An 18,242-nucleotide genomic window follows, 5' to 3' on the forward strand; every position below is an offset into this window, starting at 1 on the left:
ACTCGGCCGAAGCTGTCAGGAGTGGACCCACGATGTTTGTGAAACGCCGGATCGCCGTTCTCGCCGCCCTGGCGGCCATCGCCCCGTTCGCGCTCTCCGCGTGCAGCGGGGGGAACGAAACCCCCGCTCAGCCGAGCGGCCCGGTCACGTTGACCTGGTGGCACAACGGCACCACCGATCCGATCAAGTCGGTCTGGGCACAGGTCGTCGCCGACTACCAGAAGGCGCACCCCGAAGTCACGATCAAGGCCCAGCCGCTGCAGAACGAGGACTTCAACACGAAGGTGCCGCTCGCCCTGCAGTCCCCCGAGCCGCCGGACATCTACCAGTCCTGGGGCGCGGGCGACCTGGCCGGGCAGATCACCTCGGGCAAGGTCGCCGACATCACCGGCGACACCAAGTCGTGGATCGAGCAGGCCACCGGCAAGTTCGGCGAGAAGTGGCAGGTCGACGGCAAGCAGTACGGCGTGCCGTTCACGCAGCACTTCGTCGGCTTCTGGTACCGCAAGGACCTGTTCGAGCAGGCGGGAATCACCACCCCGCCCAAGACCATGGACGAGCTGAACGCCGCCGTCACGGCGCTGAAGGCCAAGAACATCGCGCCGATCTCGGTCGGCGGGAAGGACCGCTGGCCGGATGCCTTCTACTTCAACTACTTCGCCATCCGCGAATGCTCGACCGCGGTGCTCCAGCAGTCGGTGAAGGCGGTCAAGCTCGAGGACCCGTGCTGGACGAAGGCCGGGCAGGACCTCAAGAACTTCCTGGCCACCGAACCGTTCCAGACCGGGTTCGCCGGCACGCCCGCCCAGCAAGGCGCGGGCAGCTCCGCCGGCCTCGTCGCCAACGGCAAGGCCGCGATGGAACTGCAGGGCGACTGGGAGCCCGGCACGATGTCGTCGCTGACCGAGGACAAGGACCTGGACTCGAAGATCGGCTGGTTCCCGTTCCCGACCGTGGCCGGCGGGCAGGGCGACCCGGCGGCCGCGCTCGGCGGCGGTGATGGTTTCGCCTGCACCACCCGCGCGTCGAAGGCCTGCACGGCTTTCCTGCAGTACCTGGTCAGCGAGCCGGTGCAGACCGAGCTCGCCGCGAAGGGGACCGGCCTGCCCGTGAACGCCGCGGCCGCGAAGTCGCTGAAGACCGACGTGCTCCGACAGGTCAACGACTACGGCACGAAGGCGCCGTACGTGCAGATGTACTTCGACCGGGCCTTCCCGACGGCGGTCGGCGCCGCGCTGAACGACGCGGTGGCCAACATGTTCGCCGGCCAGGGCACCCCCGAAGGCATCGTGACCGCCGTCAACCAGGCCGCGGCGGGCAACAAGTGACCACGGCGACGACTCCGGCGCGGGCGGCGGCGCGGCCGCCCGCGCCGGCGGTCCGCGCCCGGGCGAAACGCTCCGGCCTCGGCAAACGCCTGGAGCTGGCGGTGCTGCTCGGGCCGGCCCTGCTGGTGTTCGCCGGGTTCGTCCTGGTTCCGATCGGCATCGCCGCCTTCTACAGCCTGTTCAAGTGGAACGGCTTCGGCGCGCTCGACGACTTCGTGGGCTTCGACAACTACGCCGACGCGTTCAACGGCACGGTGTTCCAGGGCGCCATCGTGCACAACCTGATCATCGCCGGGCTGTCGATCGTGGTGCAGCTGCCGCTGTCGATCGGGCTGGCGATGCTGCTCAACCGGAAGCTGCGGGGCCGCGCCGTGCTGCGCGCCCTGGTGTTCGCCCCCTACGTGCTGTCCGAGGCGATCACCGCGGTCATCTGGTCGCTCATGCTGCAGCCGAACAGCTTCGCCGACCAGGTGCTCAAGAGCGCCGGGCTCGGCGGGCTGATCCACAACTGGCTGGCCGACCCGGGCATCGTGCTCTACACGCTGTTCGCGGTGATCACCTGGAAGTACATCGGCTTCGGCATCATCCTGCTGCTCGCCGGCCTGCAGGGCGTGCCGGCCGAACTGCGCGAGGCCGCGGCGCTCGACGGCGCGTCGGCGTGGCAGACCACCCGGCACGTCGTGCTGCCGCTGCTGGGTCCGACCATCCGGATCTGGATCTTCCTCTCGGTGATCGGCTCGCTGCAGCTGTTCGACGTCGTCTGGATCATGACCACCGGCGGCCCGGCGAACGCCTCGACGACGATGGCGACCTACCTGATCGACCACGGCTTCAAACGCTACGAGTTCGGGTTCGGTTCGGCGGTGGCGGTGATCCTCTTCGTCATCTGCTTCCTGTTCGCCCTGCTGTACCAGCGGTTCGCGCTCCGTCGGGACACCCAGGGCGCCCTGACCAGAATGGTGGGCTGATGCGGTCCGGCAAGTTCGGCCTGTCGATGGGCTACCTCGCGGCGATCGTCATCGTCGGCGTGACAGTCGTGCCGTTGCTGTTCGTCGTGCTCGGCGGGTTCCGCACCAACGCCCAGATCAACACCGACCCGGCCGGGCTGCCCGGCCCGTGGGTGACCGACAACTACGCCTCGGTCCTGGGTTCGAGCGCGTTCTGGACGTTCCTGGGCAACAGCGCGCTGATCGCCGTGATCGCGACCGCGCTCGCCGTCGCGCTCGGGTCGATGGCCGGGTACGCCCTCTCGCGGTACCAGTTCAAGGGCCGGGAGGCGTTGTACACGCTGTTCACCATCGGTCTGCTGTTCCCGCTGACGGTGGCGACGCTGCCGCTGTACCTGTGGCTGCGTCAGCTGGGCATGCTGGAGAGCTTCTGGGGCGTCGCGATCCCCGAGGCGGCGTTCTCCCTGCCGGTGACGATCGTGATCCTGCGGCCGTTCATGCACGCCATCCCGGGCGAGATCGAGGACGCCGCCGTGCTCGACGGCGCCACCAGGCTCGGGTTCTTCTGGCGGATCCTGCTGCCGCTGTCGACGCCCGCGCTGACCACGGTCGCCGTGCTGGCCTTCGTCACCAGCTGGAACGCCTACCTGCTGCCGCTGCTGGTGTTCAACGACTCCGGGCACTTCACGCTCCCGCTCGGCGTCGCGATGTTCCAGTCCCAGTTCTCCCAGGACACCGCCAGGGTGCTCGCGTTCACCGCCCTGTCGGCGATCCCGGCGCTCGCGTTCTTCGTGCTCGCCGAACGGCGCATCGTCGGCGGGCTGACCGGATCCGTGAAGGGCTGACTCAGGAGGTCTGCCGTGCCGTCCGAGGTACACCGTCGTGCCTTCCTGCACCTGGTCGCGCTGGCCGGGGCCGGGTCCGTGGCCCTGCCGGGCCTGGCCGAAGCCGGAACCGGATTCCCGTTGGTGTCGCGGGGGAAGGCCGCGACGATCGTGGTCGGCTCGGGCGACCTGCCCGGGGTGCGGCGGGTCGTCGGGGACCTCGCTGCCGACGTCGAACGCGTCACCGGCGTGCGGCCCGCGGTGTCGTTCGACGTCGTGCCCGCGCACGGCCCGGTCGTCGTGGTCGGCACCCTGGGCCACAGCCCGCTGGTCGACGACCTGGTCGCCGCCGGGAAGCTCGACGTCACCGGCATCGCCGGGAAGTGGGAGACGTCGCTGAGCCAGGTCGTCGACGGACGGCTCGTTCTCACCGGCAGTGACCAGCGCGGGGTGATCTACGGCGTCTACGAGGTCTCCCGGCGCATCGGCGTCTCGCCCTGGTACTGGTGGGCGGACGTGCCGCCGCGGCGGCAGGCGGAGCTGCACCTGCCGGGGGAGCGGTTCAGCCTCGGCACCCCGCACGTGAAGTACCGCGGCTTCTTCATCAACGACGAGAACCCGGCGCTCGGCACCTGGGCCCCGGCCTACTTCGGGCCGGGCCAGGCACCCGGTTTCCCGAACGGCTTCAACCACCTGTTCTTCGCCAAGGTCTTCGAGACCATGCTCCGGCTGCGGGCCAACTACCTCTGGCCGGCGGTGTGGGGTCGCGCGTTCGCCGAGGACGATCCGCTCAACCACGCCACGGCCAAGGAGTACGGCATCGTGATGGGCACCTCGCACGAGGCGCCGATGATGCGCGGCATCGAGGAGTGGAACCGGCACGCGGTGCCCGCCGTCCGCGACGCGGCCGGGACCATCACGACCCCGGGGCACGATCCGTACGGCGGCACGGGGGAGTGGAGCTTCCGCCGCAACGGCGAAGCGATCAAGGCCTACTGGACCGACGGGATCCGCCGGATGGTCCGCGAGGACTTCGAAGGCGTCGTCACGCTCGGCATGCGCGGCAACGGCGACGTCGGTCTCCCCGACGGCGACGGCATCGAGCTGATGCGGGAGATCATCGCCGCCGAGCGCGAGATCCTCGCCCGGGAGACCGGCCGCGACCTCACCACGGTGCCGCAGGTCTGGACCCTCTACAAAGAAGTCCAGCGGTACTGGGCCAAGGGCCTGCGGCCGCCGGACGACGTCATCGTCGTGTTCACCGACGACAACTGGGGCAACATCCGCAAGATGCCCGACCTGTCCCTGCCGCCGCACCCCGGCGGGTACGGGCTCTACTACCACTTCGACTACGTCGGCGGCGGCCGCAACTACAAGTGGGTCGACACCGCGCTGCTCGCGAACACGTGGGAGCAGCTGCACCAGGCGTACGCCTTCGGCAACGACCGGCTGTGGGTCGCCAACGTCGGGGACATGAAGGGCAACGAACTGCCGCTGCAGTTCTTCCTCGACTACGCCTGGGACCCCGCCTCGCTGCCGGCCGAGCGACTGTCCACCTGGGAGCGTCAGTTCGCTTCGGAGAACTTCGGCGCGGCCCTGGCGGCGGACATCGCCGGAGTGCTGCACGACTACGGGCGGCTGCAGTCCCGCCGCAAGCCGGAGCTGCTCAACCGGCGGATCACGGTGGACGCGGCCGGCACGATCACCTACGACGACCAGATGACGCCGTTCAGCCTGGTCAACTACCGCGAGCTGGACCGCGTCACCGACGAGTGGCACGACCTCGCGGCGCGGGTGGCGAAGATCGGCGCGCGGCTGCCCCAGGCGTTCCAAGACGCCTTCTACGAGCTGGTCCAGTACGCGGCCCAGGCGACGGCGAACCTGTACGCGCTGCGGCGGGCCGAGTTCACCAACCTGCTGTACGCCGCCCAGGGCCGGGCGTCGGCGAACGCGCTGGCCGCCGTGACCGAGGCCCGGTTCGCCGACGACCTGGCGCTGGCGGAGAAGTACAACACCGGCATCGCGGGCGGCAAGTGGAAGGGTTTCCAGACCCAGCCGCACATCGACTACGGCGACGTCGCCCGCTACGGCCCGAACGCGCCGTGGCAGCAGCCGGAGAAGGACAACGTCGCCCTGCCGGACGTGATCTTCCCGGCGGTCCGGCGGGTGGACGTGCCGGCCGCGGCCGCGCTGGGGATCGCGGTCGACGGCTCGCCGGACGCGTGGCCCGGCGCCGCGGGACGGCCGGCGTTGCCGGAGTTCAGTCCCTACCAGAGCGCGCCACCGCAGTACGTCGACGTCTTCAACCGCGGCCGGACCCCGTTCCGCTGCACCGTTTCGCCCGGTGCGCCGTGGGTGCTGGTCGAGCCGCGCGGCGGCCGGGTCACCGAGGAGCTGCGGATGACCGTCCGGATCGACTGGCGCCGGGCCCCGAAGGGCACCACGACGGTGCCGATCACGGTGTCGGGCGCGGGGAGCTCGGTCGTGGTGGACGCCGTCGTGCGCAATCCGGCCTCGCCGGTCCGCGGGTTCGTCGAAGCCGGTGGGTACGTGTCGATGGAGGCCGACCACTGCAGCGCGAACGTCGGCGCCGGCGAGGTGGCGTGGCGGCGCATCCCGGACATCGGACGGACCGGGGCGGGGATGACCCCGTTCCCGGTGACGGCGGCGAGCCGTGCACCGGGAACGGGGCCGCGCCTGGAGTACCGGACGACGCTGTTCACGACCGGGCCGGTGACGGTGTGGGCGTACCTGTCCCCGCGCAGCAACGTGCTCGCGGGCGACGGGCTGAGGTACGCGATCGCGTTCGACGACGCGGAACCGCAGGTCGTGAACATCACGAAGGCGACGGGGGCGGACGACACGTCCATGAACCGCCAGTGGGAACGGACCACTTCGGACAACGTGAACCTGACGGCGACCCAGCACGTGATCGGGGCGGCGGGACCGCACGTGCTCAAGTTCTGGATGGTCGACCCGGCGGTGATCGTGCAGAAGCTGGTGATCGACACGGGTGGGCTGCGGCCGAGCTACCTGGGGCCGCCGGAAAGCATGCGGTGGCCGTGGTGAGCGGGCTCGCGCGGGGCGCCGGAGGGCGCGAAGCGAGCGAGCTTGCGGTGGCCGTGCTGAGCGAGTTCGCCCGGGGCGTCGGAGCGAGCGGGGCGAAAGGACCCGGCCCGGCTTCGCACCGGCCGGAAGGGCTGCCGAGCACCCGGCCGCCGGGGGCGCCCCCCGTTTTCCACTCTACCGGTGGGCACCGACAGTTCCGGCGCCCGGATCGTGCTGAACGACAGCCGGCGCCGCGCCCGCCGGCCGTGGATCAGCCTCGATCCCTACCTCGCTCCGCCGGTCAGCACTCGGTAACCGCGGTGCGCCGGGGCCGCCGTGCTGTGGCGGACCACCAAGCTGGTCGCCAGTTCGAGGCGGTGGCTCTCCGGGTCCACGCCGCGGGCCAGCGAAATCGCCAGCCGGGCGCCGGCCGCCGCCATCTCCTGCAGGGGCTGGCGGACCGTGGTCAGCTCCGGGGTGAGCCAGCGGGCGATCGGCAGGTCGTCGAAGCCCACCACCGAAAGGTCGTCCGGGATGCGCAGCCCCGCGTCACGCGCCGCCTCGTACACGCCGAGTGCCTGCAGGTCGCTGCCGGCGAAGACCGCCGTCGGCCGGTCCGGGAGGGTGAGCAGTGACGCCAGCTCCCGGTAACCGGCGCGGACGTGGAAGTCGCCGCGGCGCACCAGCGCCGGGTCGAACGCCAGGCCGGCCGTCTCCAGTGCCGTGCGGTACCCGTCGATCCGGGCCCGGCTGCACAGGACCCCTTCCGGACCGCCGATCATCGCGATCCGGCGGTGGCCCAGGTCGATCAGGTGCCGGGTGGCCGTCAGCCCGCCCTGCCAGTTCGTGGCCCCGATCGAGGGCGTCTCCGGCCCCGGCGCGCCGGCCGGGTCGACCACGACCAGCGGGATGTCCCGGGCCCGCAGCTTCGCCAGCTGCCCGCCGGTGAAGTCCGAGCACACCGAGACGATGCCGACCGGCCGCCGGGCGAGGACGCTCTCCAGCCAGCTCTGCCCGGGCGTGTGCCGGCCCGACGAATCGGCCAGCACCACCGCCATTCCGTTTTCACGGGCAACGCACTCGACCCCGCGGATGATTTCAAGAGCCCACGTGCTTTCGAGTTCGTGGAACATCAGTTCCAGCAGCCGGGAACGGCGGGAACGTTCGTCGGCCCGCCGCCGGTACCCGTATTTCCCGATGACGGCTTCGACGCGGGCGCGGGTGCTTTCGGCGACGTCGGGACGGCCGTTCAGCACTTTCGAAACTGTCGGGACGGAGACACCGGTCTCGGCGGCGATCCGGGCGATGGTCACCCGGGACTCGGTCGGCTCGAGCTCGTCAGACTTCGTTGTCATGACGGAGATTCTAGGTCATCGAAACCTGATTTGAAACGGTTGGAAAGTTTCGGAACACTATTGTCTCACGGAGGGTGAAGATGTCGGGAAGAATTCCTAAGAAACGCGTCCTCGCGACGGTCGCGGCCGTCATGGGTATTGCCGCGTGGCAGGCGCCTGCCGCGTCGGCGTCGGTGCCGCTGCAATACACCACGAACCGTTACGTCGGCAGTGCGGTGGCCGCGGCGTACCTGGCTTCGGAAACCGATTACCGGGCGGTGCTCACGCGCGAATTCGACAACGTGACGCCGGAGAACGAGATGAAGTGGGGCACGATCGAAGCCGTGCGGGGCCAGTACGACTGGTCCGGCGCGGACGCGATCGTCCGGTACGCGCAGACGCACCACAAGACCGTCCGCGGGCACACGCTGGTCTGGCACTCCCAGCTCCCGGACTGGGTCGGCGCGCTGCCCGCCGACGAGCTCCGCCGGGTCCTGCGCGACCACGTCACCACGGAAGTCAAGCGGTACAAGGGGAAGATCCGCGCCTGGGACGTCGTCAACGAGATCTTCAACGAAGACGGCACCTGGCGCGACACCGTCTTCCACCAGAAGCTCGGCGAGGGCTTCGTCGCCGACGTCTTCCGCTGGGCGCACGCGGCCGACCCGCACGCCAAGCTGTACATCAACGACTACAACATCGAAGGGATCAACCCGAAGAGCGACGCGGTGTACAACCTGGTGAAGACGCTGCGGCGGCAGGGCGTGCCGATCAGCGGCGTCGGCATCCAGGGGCACCTGTCCATCCAGTACGGCTTCCCCGGCCAGTACCGCGAGAACCTGGCCCGGTTCGCCAAGATCGGCGTGGAGACCGCGGTCACCGAGGCCGACGTCCGGATCCCGACCCCGCCCGACGCGGCCAAGCTCGCCACCCAGGCGAGCTACTTCGGTCAGCTGTGGGACGGCTGCCACGCCGTCCGCAAGTGCGTCGAGTTCACGACGTGGGGCTTCACGGACCGGCACTCGTGGGTCCCGGACGTCTTCCCCGGTGAAGGCGCGGCCTGCCTGTTCGACGAGAACCTGCGCCCGAAGCCGGCGTACTTCGCCCTCAACCCCTGACCGGACCGGGGCGCAGCCCGCGCTCGGTGAGCGCGGCGAGGATGCGGGGGACCGCATCGAGGGTGGCCGGGCGGCCTTCGTGCATCAGCACGACGCCGCCCGGCTGCGCTTGCCCGGCCGCGGCGACGATCTCGTCCGCGGAGCACCCCGCCCAGTCGCGGGTGTCGACCGTCCACAGCACCTCGGTCAGTCCTTGTGCCGCAACGGTTTCCGCGACGGCGGGGCCGGTGTCGCCGTAGGGTGGCCGGAACAGGACCGGGCGGGTGCCGGTGAGCTCGGCGAGGAGGTCCTGCGTGCGCCGGACCTCCTCGTCGCGCGCCGGACGATCGAGCGTGGTCAGCCGCGGGTGGGTCCAGGTGTGGTTGCCGATCTCGTGCCCGGCCGCGGCGATCGCCCGCACCAGCGCCGGATGCGCCTCGGCGTGCTCGCCCCACAGGAAGAACGTCGCCCGCGTGCCGCCGAGGGCGGCCAGCAGCGCCGGGGTCGTCTCCGGGTACGGGCCGTCGTCGAAGGTCAGGGCGACGGTGTCCATCAGCGGGCCAGCGCGGCCAGCCGCTTCGCCGTCGGCCAGCGGACGTTCCACGCCCAGCCCAGCTTCTCGAACACCCAGATCACCCGGGCGGAGACGTCGAGCTGGCCGCGCAGCACGCCGTGGCGCGCCGACGTCGGGTCCGCGTGGTGGGTGTTGTGCCAGGACTCGCCCATCGACAGGATGGCCAGCGGCCAGAAGTTCGCCGAGCGGTCGCGGCTGGCGAAGGGGCGTTCGCCGATCATGTGGCAGATCGAGTTGACCGACCACGTCACGTGGTGCTGGAAGGAGACGCGCGCCAGGCCCGCCCACAGGAACGCGGTCAGCGCGCCCCACCACGACAGCGTGATCAGGCCGCCGAGCAGCGGCGGGAGCAGCAGGCTCACCACCACCCACAGCGGGAAGAGCCGGTCGACGACGCGCAGGTCGCGGTCGGCGGCCAGGTCCGGGGCGAACCGGTCGACGTTGGTCTTGTCGCGGCCGAAGAGCCAGCCCATGTGCGCGTGCCAGAACCCGCGGGCGAGCGCCACCGGCGAGGTCCCGAACAGCCACGGCGAGTGCGGGTCGCCCTCGCGGTCGGAGAAGGCGTGGTGCCGGCGGTGGTCGGCGACCCAGACGAGCACCGGGCCCTGCGCGGCGAGCCCGCCGGCGATGGCCAGCGCGATCCGCAGCGCCCGCTTCGCGCGGAAGGAGCCGTGGGTGAAGTAGCGGTGGTAGCCGACGGTGATGCCGAGTGTCGACACCACGAAGAACGCGCCGGCGATCGTGAGGTCGAGCCAGCTGACGCCCCAGCCCCAGAACACCGGGACGGCGACGGCCAGCGCCACGAACGGGACCAGCAGGAACGTGCGGATGGTGATGAGCTCGGGGATCGTCTGCTTGCCGGAGAGCACGGGTTTCGGAACCGGCCGGGCAGCCTTCACGGAGGCGGTCATGCACTACTCGATTCGAGGTCTACGCCGCGCGGGGGGCGCGGGAGGCCGGGGGCGGGAACACCCGGCGGTCAGCGGTCTGGCGGGTGGCCGGGCGGGTCGCCGCTCCTGCCGGCGATCGGCCTCAAGGCCACGGTGCGAGAGTGAGGCCGGCCGGACGCCGGCATACGGGGGTGCTCTCGTACCTCACCCACGTTACCGGACTGTTGTGAATCCGCAGTGTGGCAGCCGACGAGAAAGGCCCCCGCCCCTGGTCGGGGCGAGGGCCTCAGGCTGCCTCGTGGCTCAGATGACGCTGACGCGCTGGGCCTGCGGGCCCTTCTGGCCCTGGCCGATTTCGAACTCCACGCGCTGACCCTCGTCGAGCGACTTGAAGCCGCTGCCCTGGATCTCGGAGTAGTGGACGAACACGTCCGGACCCCCGCCGTCCTGCGCGATGAAGCCGAAGCCCTTTTCGCCGTTGAACCACTTGACACTGCCCTGAGCCATACCCATACCTACTCTTTGTTGTGAGCCTGGATGTCCCATTCGGACACCCGGTCTCCCCACCATCCTCGCATCACCCGCGCCGCGTGGCCACCCCCGGTGGTCAAACTCCCCAATCGGGGCGCAGCGGCATGCCCATCCCGCCCTCGCTGTCGGTCCGCACGCCGAGGATGTGGTGCAGTTCGATCTCGCGGCGTTCGAAGGCCAGCCGGCAGGCCGCGAGGTAGAGCGCCCACACCCGGCTGCGCCCGGCACCGGCCTCGGCGACGGCTTCGTCCCAGTGCTCGTCGAGGTTGGCGCACCAGCCGGCCAGCGTCTTCGCGTAGTGCTCCCGGAAGTTCTCCGAGTGGCGCACCTCCAGTCCGGCGTCGTGCATGGCCGTCATGAGCTCGCCCGGTGCCTCCAGCTCGCCGTCCGGGAAGACGTAGCGGTCGATGAACCCGCGCGAGCGGTGCGCGACGCTCGTGTCCGGGTTGGTGATGCAGTGGTTGAGCAGCCGTCCGTGCGCCTTGAGCTTGCCGGCCAGGAAGCGGAAGTAGCCGGGGACGTTGCGGGCGCCGATGTGCTCGGTCAGGCCGATCGACGAGATCGCGTCGAACCCGGTCTCGGTGACGTCTCGGTAGTCCTGGTGCCGGATCTCGGCGCGGTCGGCGAGGCCGAGCGCGACGATGTTCTTCTGCGCCCACTGGGCTTGTTCACGCGAAAGGGTGACGCCGATGGCCTCGACGCCGTAGTGCCGGACGGCGTGCGCGACCATCCCGCCCCAGCCGCAGCCGACGTCGAGCAGCCGCATGCCCGGCTTGAGGCCGAGCTTCCGGCAGACCAGGTCGAACTTGTGCGCCTGGGCCTCCTCCAGCGTGGCGCCCTCGTGCGGGAACACCGCGCACGTGTAGGCCATCGACGGGCCGAGGACCAGCTCGTAGAACCGGTTGGACACGTCGTAGTGGCTCGAAATGGCTTCGCTGTCCCGCGCCTTCGAGTGCCGCAGCGCGGTCATCCCGCGCCGGAACCGGCTCGGGTGCTCCTCGGCCGGCGGCTTCACCAGCCGCAGGTGCCGCGGGCCGAGCCTGCGCAGCAGCCACAGCCGGTCGGCCGGGGTGAGCTGGTCGACCTGCGTGGCCAGCGCGCGCAACGCCGTGTAGAGGTCTCCCTGCACCTCGAGCGCGCCGGCGACGTACGCGCGGGCGAGGCCGAGGTCGCCGGGGGAGGACATCAGGTAGTCCAGCGCCAGCGGCGAGCGCACCTCGATGGCCACCGGCGCGTCGGCCGGGCCGCTGCGGCTGCCGTCGTAGGCGGTGATCGACACCTCGGCGCGGGGGCCGAGCAGCCGTTCGAAGACGGCGCCGACGGTGATGCTTTCCTGGGTCACGTTCGTTCCTTTCACCGGCGGCGGACGCATTTTTCGTAGAGGCCGAGCAGCCGCTCGCGCGGGTCGTAGGTGCGCTTGAGCTCCCGGTAGGCGTCACCGTTGTAGAGCCGCCAGAACTCGTCCTCGGTGTAGAAGCTGTCCGAGTAGAGCGACTTGTGCCCGCCGAGGCGGTTGACCTCGGCTTCGATCATCCGGTTGTGCACGCCGTCGCGCTCGCCCGGGTCCAGCGGCACGGCCGACCAGAACCCGAAGTTGACGTAGAGCTCCTCGGGGTCCAGTTCGTACAGCGGCCAGCGGACGCCGCCGGGCCGCTGGCGCAGCGGGCAGATCCAGACCGGGCTGATCGGGATCTCCCGTTCGAAGAACTCGAGGAACTCCGCGGCCCGGTCCAGCGGGACCTCGATGTCCTGCACGATCGTCTCCTCCGGCGGGAGGCGCCGGAGCTTCAGCAGCCGCTCGGCGATGCGGAACCGCCGGTCGAGCGCGACGGCCTTCCAGTACACCGAGGACCGCAGGAACCGGCGGCCGAGCAGCAGCCGGGGCAGCCGGTGCTGGACGCCGAACGCGCGCGAGCACCAGAACCAGTCGGTGTCCCAGCGCCAGAGGTAGTCCCGGGTGGTGAGGTGGTCGGTCTCGCGCCGCTGGATGGAGCGGTAGTAGATGTCCAGCCAGGTGTAGTCGCTGGTGGCGGGCGCGGTGTCGCGGAACGTCCCGAGCGTCAGGTACAGCTCGTCCGGGCCGAAGACCGTGCCGTCGACGAAGTCGTGCTCTCCGCTGTCACAGGCCTCGCGCAGGGCGCCGAAGTAGGTGTCCCGGTCGCGGAAGCGGACGTGCCGGAGCTCGACGAACGGTTTGACCGGTTCCAGCAGGATCTTCAGCCGCAGCGCGTAGCCGAGGGTGCCGTAGGAGTTCGGGAAACCGTGGAACAGGTCGCGGTGCTCGTTGTCCGGCGTGGCCAGCACGATCCGGCCGTCCCCGGTGAGGATCTCGAGCTCCAGTACCGACTCGTGCGGCATGCCGTTGCGGAAGGACGAGGACTCGATGCCGAGGCCGGTCACCGCGCCGCCGAGCGTGATGGTCTTCAGCTGGGGCACGACCAGCGGCATCAGCCCGTGCGGCAGGGTGGCGTCGACGAGCTGTTCGTAGGTGACCATCCCTTCGACGTCGGCGGTGCGGGTATCGGGGTCGACGTGCAGCACGTGGGTGAAGCCGGAGACGTCCAGCCCGGGGTGCTTCGCGGCGGCCCGGGAGCGGAACAGGTTGGAGGTCCGCTTCGCGAGCCGGACGGTCGCTTCGCCGTCGATCGCGGTGAGCTGCTGTCTCAGTGCGTCGACACGGGCTTCGTGCTCGGGGAACGCCGGGGCGGCCGGCGCCCCGGCCTGATCGATGGTCACGAAGTCGATCCTGCCTCACGCGGACGGCGGACGCACTGCGCCGCCAGGGCACGGTTTTCCCGCCCGTCCCGAGTGGTGGGAACGGCTCAGGCGACGGCACGGAGCGGAGTCTGCCCGTCGAGGAGCGATTCCGCGTCGGCGAGGAAGGCGTCGATCTGCCGCAGCCGATCGGCGGTGCGCCGCTCGATCGCGGCCAGCCGGTCGGCACGCTGCCGGGCGTCGTCGACGATCCGGTAGGCCCGCGCGCGGGCGTCGGCGGTGCGCCGGTCCGCGGCCTCTTCCGCGTCCCGGATGATCGCGGCGGCCCGCTCCCGGGCCGTCTCGACGATTCCGCCGGCTTCCGCGTGCGCCAGTTCGAGCAGGTGGCGGACGCGGTCCCCGACGGCGGCCGGGTCGGCGGGCGTGCGGCACAGCCGGTCGGTGCGGGCGCTCAGCTCGGCGTGGTCGGCACGGGCCCGTTCGAGCTGCCGCGCGAGGTGTTCGGCCTCGGCGACGGCCGCGTCGCGATCGGTGGTGAGCAGGCGGATTTCGGCGAGGAGCTCATCGATCCGCTCGTCGACCTGCTCGCGGTCGTAGCCGCGGAACGTCAGCGCGAAGCTCTCGGGCAGGGGCAGTGGCGCCGTCATCGGGCGACGGCGGGCCGGCGCAGCAGCGCGGCGAGCGCGGTGGCGTCGCCCGCGCTCCGGAGCTTGACCGGGTCGGGTCGTCCCACGGTGTGGTCGTCTTCGTGCAGGGCGGTGACGAACCGCGCGACCCGGCGCGGCGACGGCGCGACGGTGGGGCCGCCGAGGTAGCGCAGGACGATCAGGTCCTCACCGGAGTGCGTCTCGATCGCCGCCGCCCAGCCGCGTTCCTCGTCCCACAGCAGGGCCACGTCCCGGTCGGGGTAGTGCGGCAGCCGGGTGTCGAGGGCGACGTAGGCCGAAACCGGGCCGTCGTGGTCGAGGGTGCACGACTCGAGGCCGATCCCGAGCTCGGCGGTGACGTCGCGGAGGTAGTCGAGCAGCGCGGGGACGGCGGGGTGCTGGTAACCGGTCGGGAGTTCGATCGATGCGGTCACGGGGGTGTGTCGCCTTTCTCTCTCTGCGGATACCTCGGTTCTAACATGTCGTCGTTTCGATGACAAGTGAGATGTCGCCGGATAGACGACATCACTGTCCGGTTCGCCGGGATTGAACAGCGTGTAACCGGGGTACCCGATCGGGGGACCGCGGAGGATCCCGCGGCCGGACGGGGAAAGCGAGGCGGCGTTGAGCATTCTGATCGACTTCGGGCGCGACACGGAGTTCTCGTTCGAGCGGCGGCTGCGCGGCTACGTGGGGGCGGTGGCCAGGGCCGTGGGGGTGGGGCTCGAGTCCTGCACGCTCGACGCGGGCACGCCCGCGGCGGCCTACATCGCCCTCGACTGGCGCCTGTCCCGTTTTCCCGGCCACGACCTGGCCCTGGTCTGGGACGAAGTCCACGGCTGGGCGGCGGCGATCGAAGGCGCCACCGGCGCGACGGTCCTGACCTACCTGGGCGGGGAAGCCTGCCCGGAGCCCCGCGCGGTGGTCCGGTTCCTGGCGGCCGTCCGGGCGGACGACCCGGACGCGGGCACCCCGGAGCCCCCGGTGCTGCGCGAAGCGGGCGACCACGAGCGGCTGCTGGCGATGGTCCCGGAGGCGAGGCCCGCCGGGCGCGGCTGATGGCAGACTGGGGGCATGGGGGAGCTGACGGCGGACGCCGTGGTCGACCGGATGGTGCCGCAGGCCCCGCGCGTGTCCCCGGACGGCCGGTGGGTGGTCTACGCGAGTTCGCCGGTGGGCCGGGCGGGGGAGTATCCGGAGAGCGGGCTGTGGATCGCGCCCGCGGACGGCCGTGAGCCGCCCCGGCAGCTCGCCGCCGCGGCGGCGGACGATCGGGAGCCGAGGTGGTCGGCCGATGCGGCGTGGGTGTACTTCCTGTCCGACCGGGCCGAGCGCGGGACGCCGCAGCTGCATCGGGTCCGCCGCGAGGGCGGCGAGCCGGAGCAGCTGACGGACTGGCGCCCTGGCATCCACGAGTACCTCCTGCTGCCGGACAGTGAAGCGGTAGTGCTCGTTGCGCCGGAGGAGAACGCGGCGCCCGCCGACCCGCGGGTAAGGGTGGTCCGGGCGGCCGCCGACGCGGGTGCGGCGCACCCCGAGCCGGTTCCGACGGGGGCCGGCCACCCTGCCTTCTCTCCCTGGGACTCCGTCGCCCCGGCCCATCGGCTCTGGCGCCTCGACCTGCGAACCCACGCTGTCGGTCCGCTCGGCGACTTCGGCCGGCGGCACGTCGTCGAAGCCGCCGCGCGGCCGGATGGCCGCGGTCTCGCCGTCCTCACCTGGTCCGTCGCCGACCGCGAGCCCGGGCGCTTCGACCCCGGGCTGCACCTCGTCGACCCCGCCACCGGTGCCCGGCAGGACCTCGGCGTCCCGGCGCACGAGCCCGAACAGCTCACCTGGTGGCGCGACGAAGCCGGCTGGCACCTGGCCTACCGCGGCGTCACCCCGCCCGGCCTGATCGGCGGCAACGCGATCTTCGAGGCCCGCGGCCACCGGAACCTCACCGGCGGGATGAGCGTCTGCCCGATCGAACCGGCCGAGTCCGGCGACGGCTCGTTGCTGGCCTTGTTCGCCGAAGGTCTCGACACGACGATCCGGCGCTTCGACCCCGCCACCGGCGCCTTCACCGAGCTCGCGCGTGCGACCGGAAGCCTGCTCGGCCTGAGCGGGGGCGGCGGCCGGATCGCCGTCGTCGCGAGCACCGCCACCGAGCCGGACGCCGTCCACTGCGGACCACCCGGCGGCCCGCTCACCCGGCTCGGCGCGCCGCAGCTGCGCGGGATCCCCTGGGGCGTCCAGGAACGGCTGTCCTACCCAGCCGAAGACGGCCTGGACCTCGACGGGCTCCTGATCCTCCCGCCCGGCCGGACCCGCGCCGACGGGCCGTTCCCGCTCGTCACCCTGGTCCACGGTGGCCCGTACGACCGCTGGGAAGACCGGTTCCAGCTCGGCTGGTTCCGCTGCGGCCAATGGCTGGCCGCGGCCGGGCTGGCGGTCTTCCTGCCGAACATGCGCGGCGGCCTGGGCCACGGCCACGCCTTCGCGGCGAGTGTCGCGGGTGACGTCGGGGGCGCGGAGTTCACGGACCTGCTCACCGGAATTGACCTCCTCGTCGAAGCCGGCGTCGCCGACGGAGAACGGCTCGGCATCGGCGGCGGCAGCCACGGCGGGTTCGTGGCCGCCTGGGCCGTCACGCAGACGGATCGCTTCAAGGCGGCTCTCGTCAACGCGGGCGTCATCGACTGGCCGCTGCTCGCGGCGACCGGTGAGCACGGCCGTTACGACCGCGCCCTCGGCGGCCGGGAAAACAGCCCGATCACGTACGCGGACCGCATCGCGACCCCCGTCCTGATCCTGCACGGCGAAGACGACACGAACGTCCCGCTCTCCCAGGCCGAACTCCTGCACACCGCCCTCGGTGACCGGCCGCACGAGTTCGTCGTCTACCCGCGGGAGGGCCACTCGCTCCGGGAACGCGCGCACCAGATCGACTTCCTGCACCGGACGCGAGACTGGTTCGCGCAGCTGCTCGCTTAGCCGAACCGTTCGCCGAGCCGGATGTCGCCGGCTACCCGGTCGCCATGCACGCGCTGATCGGCCTGAGCCGCTCGATCGCCCGCGCCTCGGGCCGCGCGGGTGTGGGCGTACGCCCTCTGCCCCGGGGCGGGTGTGCACGCCGGATGGCGCAGTTCGCCGCGATCGTGCGGTTCCCCGGGGCCGGGGAGTCGTCGGACACCACCGGCGCGGAGTGTGAAGGCCGGGCCGATCGGGCACTCCGCCGGCATGACGAGGACCCGGGTGTACCGCGACGGCGTGCTGCAGAAGGAAGACTTTCCGATCGACGACGTGTCGGACTTCCTGGCCGAACCGGACACGACCGTCTGGGTCGACCTCTGCGCGCCGACCGAAGCGGACCTGGCCCAGCTCGCCGGCGAACTCGGCCTGCACCGCCTCGCGGTCGAGGACGCGGTCGCCGAACACCAGCGGCCCAAGCTCGACCGCTACGACGGCCACGCGTTCCTCGCGGCCTACGCGGTGCAGTTCGACGCCGCCACCGGCCGCGTCACCACCGCCGAGCTCGGCGCCTTCGTCACGCCTCGGGCGCTGGTGACCGTGCGCAAGGACGACGGCTTCGCCATCGAGCCGGTCGTGCGCCGCTGGGACCAGGCGTCGGAGCTGGCGAAGTCCGGCGTGCCGTTCCTGCTGCACGGCCTGCTCGACCACGTCGTCGACGGGCAGTACGAGGCGGTGCAGGCGCTCGACGACGAAGTCGAAGCCCTGGAGGACCTGGTCTTCGCCGACCGGCCGGACTCCTCGGAACTGCAGCGCCGCTCGTTCCGGCTGCGCAAGAGCCTCACCGCGCTGCGCCGCGTCGTGCTGCCCATGCGCGAGGTGATCAGCTCCCTGATGCGCCCGGACCTGCAGCTGGCCGACGAGCTGACCCGCCCGTACTTCGAGGACGTCCACGACCACGCCCGCCAGGCCGCCGAGCAGACCGAGGCCTTGCGCGAGCTGATCGCGACCGTCCGGGAGACCCAGCTGAACCTGCAGGGCAACCGGCTCAACCTGATCATGAAGAAGGTCACCGGCTGGGCCGCGGTGATCGCGGTGCCGACCGCGGTGACCGGGTTCTACGGCCAGAACGTGCCGTACCCGGGCAACGGAACACCGGCCGGGTTCTGGACGTCGACGGCCGTGGTGCTGGTGCTGTCGCTCGGGCTGTACGGGATCTTCAAGAAGAAGGACTGGCTCTGACCCGAGATCCACAGTGGAGTGTCCACACCGGACGCTGATTCCGGGCGCGCCGGAACCCGGCGGCGGCGTTGGCGCGCACGACACCGGACCCCGGGACGGCGTTCAGCCGAACG

16 protein-coding genes are annotated in these 18,242 nt (G+C 71.3%); 8 read left to right on the forward strand and 8 right to left on the reverse strand.

The annotated features are described in order from the left end of the window. Positions 1-32 precede the first annotated feature (32 nt). The 4 genes from IE317_RS12420 to IE317_RS12435 are packed head-to-tail and all read left to right on the forward strand — an operon-like array spanning position 33 to position 6,168. Positions 33-1,328 carry an extracellular solute-binding protein gene (locus IE317_RS12420; protein WP_191309486.1) on the forward strand — a complete coding sequence of 432 codons (1,296 nt, stop codon included), beginning with the start codon at positions 33-35 and terminating at the stop codon, positions 1,326-1,328. Next, a complete protein-coding gene (locus tag IE317_RS12425) occupies positions 1,325-2,296 on the forward strand; it encodes a carbohydrate ABC transporter permease (RefSeq protein ID WP_191309488.1) in 972 nt (323 codons plus the stop codon). Before IE317_RS12420 ends, IE317_RS12425 begins: the two co-directional genes overlap by 4 nt. Beyond that, positions 2,296-3,120: a carbohydrate ABC transporter permease gene (locus IE317_RS12430; protein WP_191309490.1), complete on the forward strand. Its 825-nt coding sequence runs from the start codon at positions 2,296-2,298 to the stop codon at positions 3,118-3,120. The genes IE317_RS12425 and IE317_RS12430 overlap by 1 nt, the downstream gene beginning before the upstream one ends. Before the next feature lie 15 nt (positions 3,121-3,135). Then, positions 3,136-6,168, forward strand: coding sequence for a glycosyl hydrolase 115 family protein (locus IE317_RS12435; RefSeq protein WP_191309492.1), 3,033 nt, complete (start codon positions 3,136-3,138; stop codon positions 6,166-6,168). Positions 6,169-6,431: 263 nt separating this feature from the next. On the opposite strand, the gene IE317_RS12440 is transcribed toward IE317_RS12435, so the two are convergent. Continuing rightward, positions 6,432-7,502: a LacI family DNA-binding transcriptional regulator gene (locus IE317_RS12440; RefSeq protein WP_191309495.1), complete on the reverse strand. Its 1,071-nt coding sequence runs from the start codon at positions 7,500-7,502 to the stop codon at positions 6,432-6,434. Between the two features lie 80 nt (positions 7,503-7,582). Here IE317_RS12440 and IE317_RS12445 point away from each other — a divergent pair, with 80 nt between their 5' ends. Beyond that, the gene (locus tag IE317_RS12445; protein ID WP_229902668.1) at positions 7,583-8,599 is read left to right on the forward strand and encodes an endo-1,4-beta-xylanase; all 1,017 of its coding nucleotides are present in this window, start codon (positions 7,583-7,585) and stop codon (positions 8,597-8,599) included. On the opposite strand, the gene IE317_RS12450 is transcribed toward IE317_RS12445, so the two are convergent. The 7 genes from IE317_RS12450 to IE317_RS12480 form a co-directional block, all read right to left on the reverse strand. Next, positions 8,589-9,131: a polysaccharide deacetylase family protein gene (locus IE317_RS12450; RefSeq protein ID WP_191309497.1), complete on the reverse strand. Its 543-nt coding sequence runs from the start codon at positions 9,129-9,131 to the stop codon at positions 8,589-8,591. The genes IE317_RS12445 and IE317_RS12450 overlap by 11 nt on opposite strands. Beyond that, a complete protein-coding gene (locus IE317_RS12455) occupies positions 9,131-10,063 on the reverse strand; it encodes an acyl-CoA desaturase (protein WP_191309499.1) in 933 nt (310 codons plus the stop codon). The genes IE317_RS12450 and IE317_RS12455 overlap by 1 nt, the downstream gene beginning before the upstream one ends. A gap of 282 nt (positions 10,064-10,345) precedes the next feature. Then, complete coding sequence (locus tag IE317_RS12460; RefSeq protein WP_004558414.1) at positions 10,346-10,549, reverse strand: cold-shock protein; 204 nt, start codon at positions 10,547-10,549, stop codon at positions 10,346-10,348. 100 nt (positions 10,550-10,649) lie between these two features. Then, entirely contained in the window at positions 10,650-11,945 is a 1,296-nt protein-coding gene (locus IE317_RS12465) for a class I SAM-dependent methyltransferase (protein ID WP_191309501.1), read from the reverse strand. Further along, a complete protein-coding gene (locus IE317_RS12470; protein ID WP_191309503.1) occupies positions 11,927-13,309 on the reverse strand; it encodes an FAD-binding oxidoreductase in 1,383 nt (460 codons plus the stop codon). Before IE317_RS12470 ends, IE317_RS12465 begins: the two co-directional genes overlap by 19 nt. A gap of 86 nt (positions 13,310-13,395) precedes the next feature. Then, the gene (locus IE317_RS12475; protein ID WP_191309505.1) at positions 13,396-13,935 is read right to left on the reverse strand and encodes a hypothetical protein; all 540 of its coding nucleotides are present in this window, start codon (positions 13,933-13,935) and stop codon (positions 13,396-13,398) included. Beyond that, a complete protein-coding gene (locus IE317_RS12480) occupies positions 13,932-14,369 on the reverse strand; it encodes a DUF6292 family protein (protein WP_191309507.1) in 438 nt (145 codons plus the stop codon). Before IE317_RS12480 ends, IE317_RS12475 begins: the two co-directional genes overlap by 4 nt. 190 nt (positions 14,370-14,559) lie before the next feature. Between IE317_RS12480 and IE317_RS12485 the strand changes: the two genes are divergently transcribed. The 3 genes from IE317_RS12485 (at position 14,560) to IE317_RS12495 (ending at position 18,129) form a co-directional block, all read left to right on the forward strand. Beyond that, a complete protein-coding gene (locus IE317_RS12485; RefSeq protein ID WP_191309509.1) occupies positions 14,560-14,994 on the forward strand; it encodes a DUF6292 family protein in 435 nt (144 codons plus the stop codon). Between the two features lie 15 nt (positions 14,995-15,009). Beyond that, positions 15,010-16,911, forward strand: a complete 1,902-nt coding sequence (locus IE317_RS12490) for a S9 family peptidase (RefSeq protein WP_191309511.1) — start codon at positions 15,010-15,012, stop codon at positions 16,909-16,911. A gap of 246 nt (positions 16,912-17,157) precedes the next feature. Then, entirely contained in the window at positions 17,158-18,129 is a 972-nt protein-coding gene (locus IE317_RS12495; RefSeq protein WP_229902670.1) for a magnesium transporter CorA family protein, read from the forward strand. Positions 18,130-18,242: the final 113 nt, after the last annotated feature.

This window comes from Amycolatopsis bullii (assembly GCF_014654205.1).
Classification (GTDB): Bacteria; Actinomycetota; Actinomycetes; order Mycobacteriales; family Pseudonocardiaceae; genus Amycolatopsis; species Amycolatopsis plumensis.

Excerpts from the sequence above, each read along its gene's own strand:
- IE317_RS12420 (WP_191309486.1), top strand. The coding sequence starts at position 33 with ATGTTTGTGAAACGCCGGATCGCCGTTCTCGCCGCCCTGGCGGCCATC.
- IE317_RS12430 (WP_191309490.1), top strand. The coding sequence starts at position 2,296 with ATGCGGTCCGGCAAGTTCGGCCTGTCGATGGGCTACCTCGCGGCGATC.
- IE317_RS12440 (WP_191309495.1), bottom strand. The coding sequence starts at position 7,502 with ATGACAACGAAGTCTGACGAGCTCGAGCCGACCGAGTCCCGGGTGACC.
- IE317_RS12445 (WP_229902668.1), top strand. The coding sequence starts at position 7,583 with ATGTCGGGAAGAATTCCTAAGAAACGCGTCCTCGCGACGGTCGCGGCC.
- IE317_RS12450 (WP_191309497.1), bottom strand. The coding sequence starts at position 9,131 with ATGGACACCGTCGCCCTGACCTTCGACGACGGCCCGTACCCGGAGACG.
- IE317_RS12455 (WP_191309499.1), bottom strand. The coding sequence starts at position 10,063 with ATGACCGCCTCCGTGAAGGCTGCCCGGCCGGTTCCGAAACCCGTGCTC.
- IE317_RS12460 (WP_004558414.1), bottom strand. The coding sequence starts at position 10,549 with ATGGCTCAGGGCAGTGTCAAGTGGTTCAACGGCGAAAAGGGCTTCGGC.
- IE317_RS12465 (WP_191309501.1), bottom strand. The coding sequence starts at position 11,945 with ATGCGTCCGCCGCCGGTGAAAGGAACGAACGTGACCCAGGAAAGCATC.
- IE317_RS12475 (WP_191309505.1), bottom strand. The coding sequence starts at position 13,935 with ATGACGGCGCCACTGCCCCTGCCCGAGAGCTTCGCGCTGACGTTCCGC.
- IE317_RS12490 (WP_191309511.1), top strand. The coding sequence starts at position 15,010 with ATGGGGGAGCTGACGGCGGACGCCGTGGTCGACCGGATGGTGCCGCAG.
- IE317_RS12495 (WP_229902670.1), top strand. The coding sequence starts at position 17,158 with ATGACGAGGACCCGGGTGTACCGCGACGGCGTGCTGCAGAAGGAAGAC.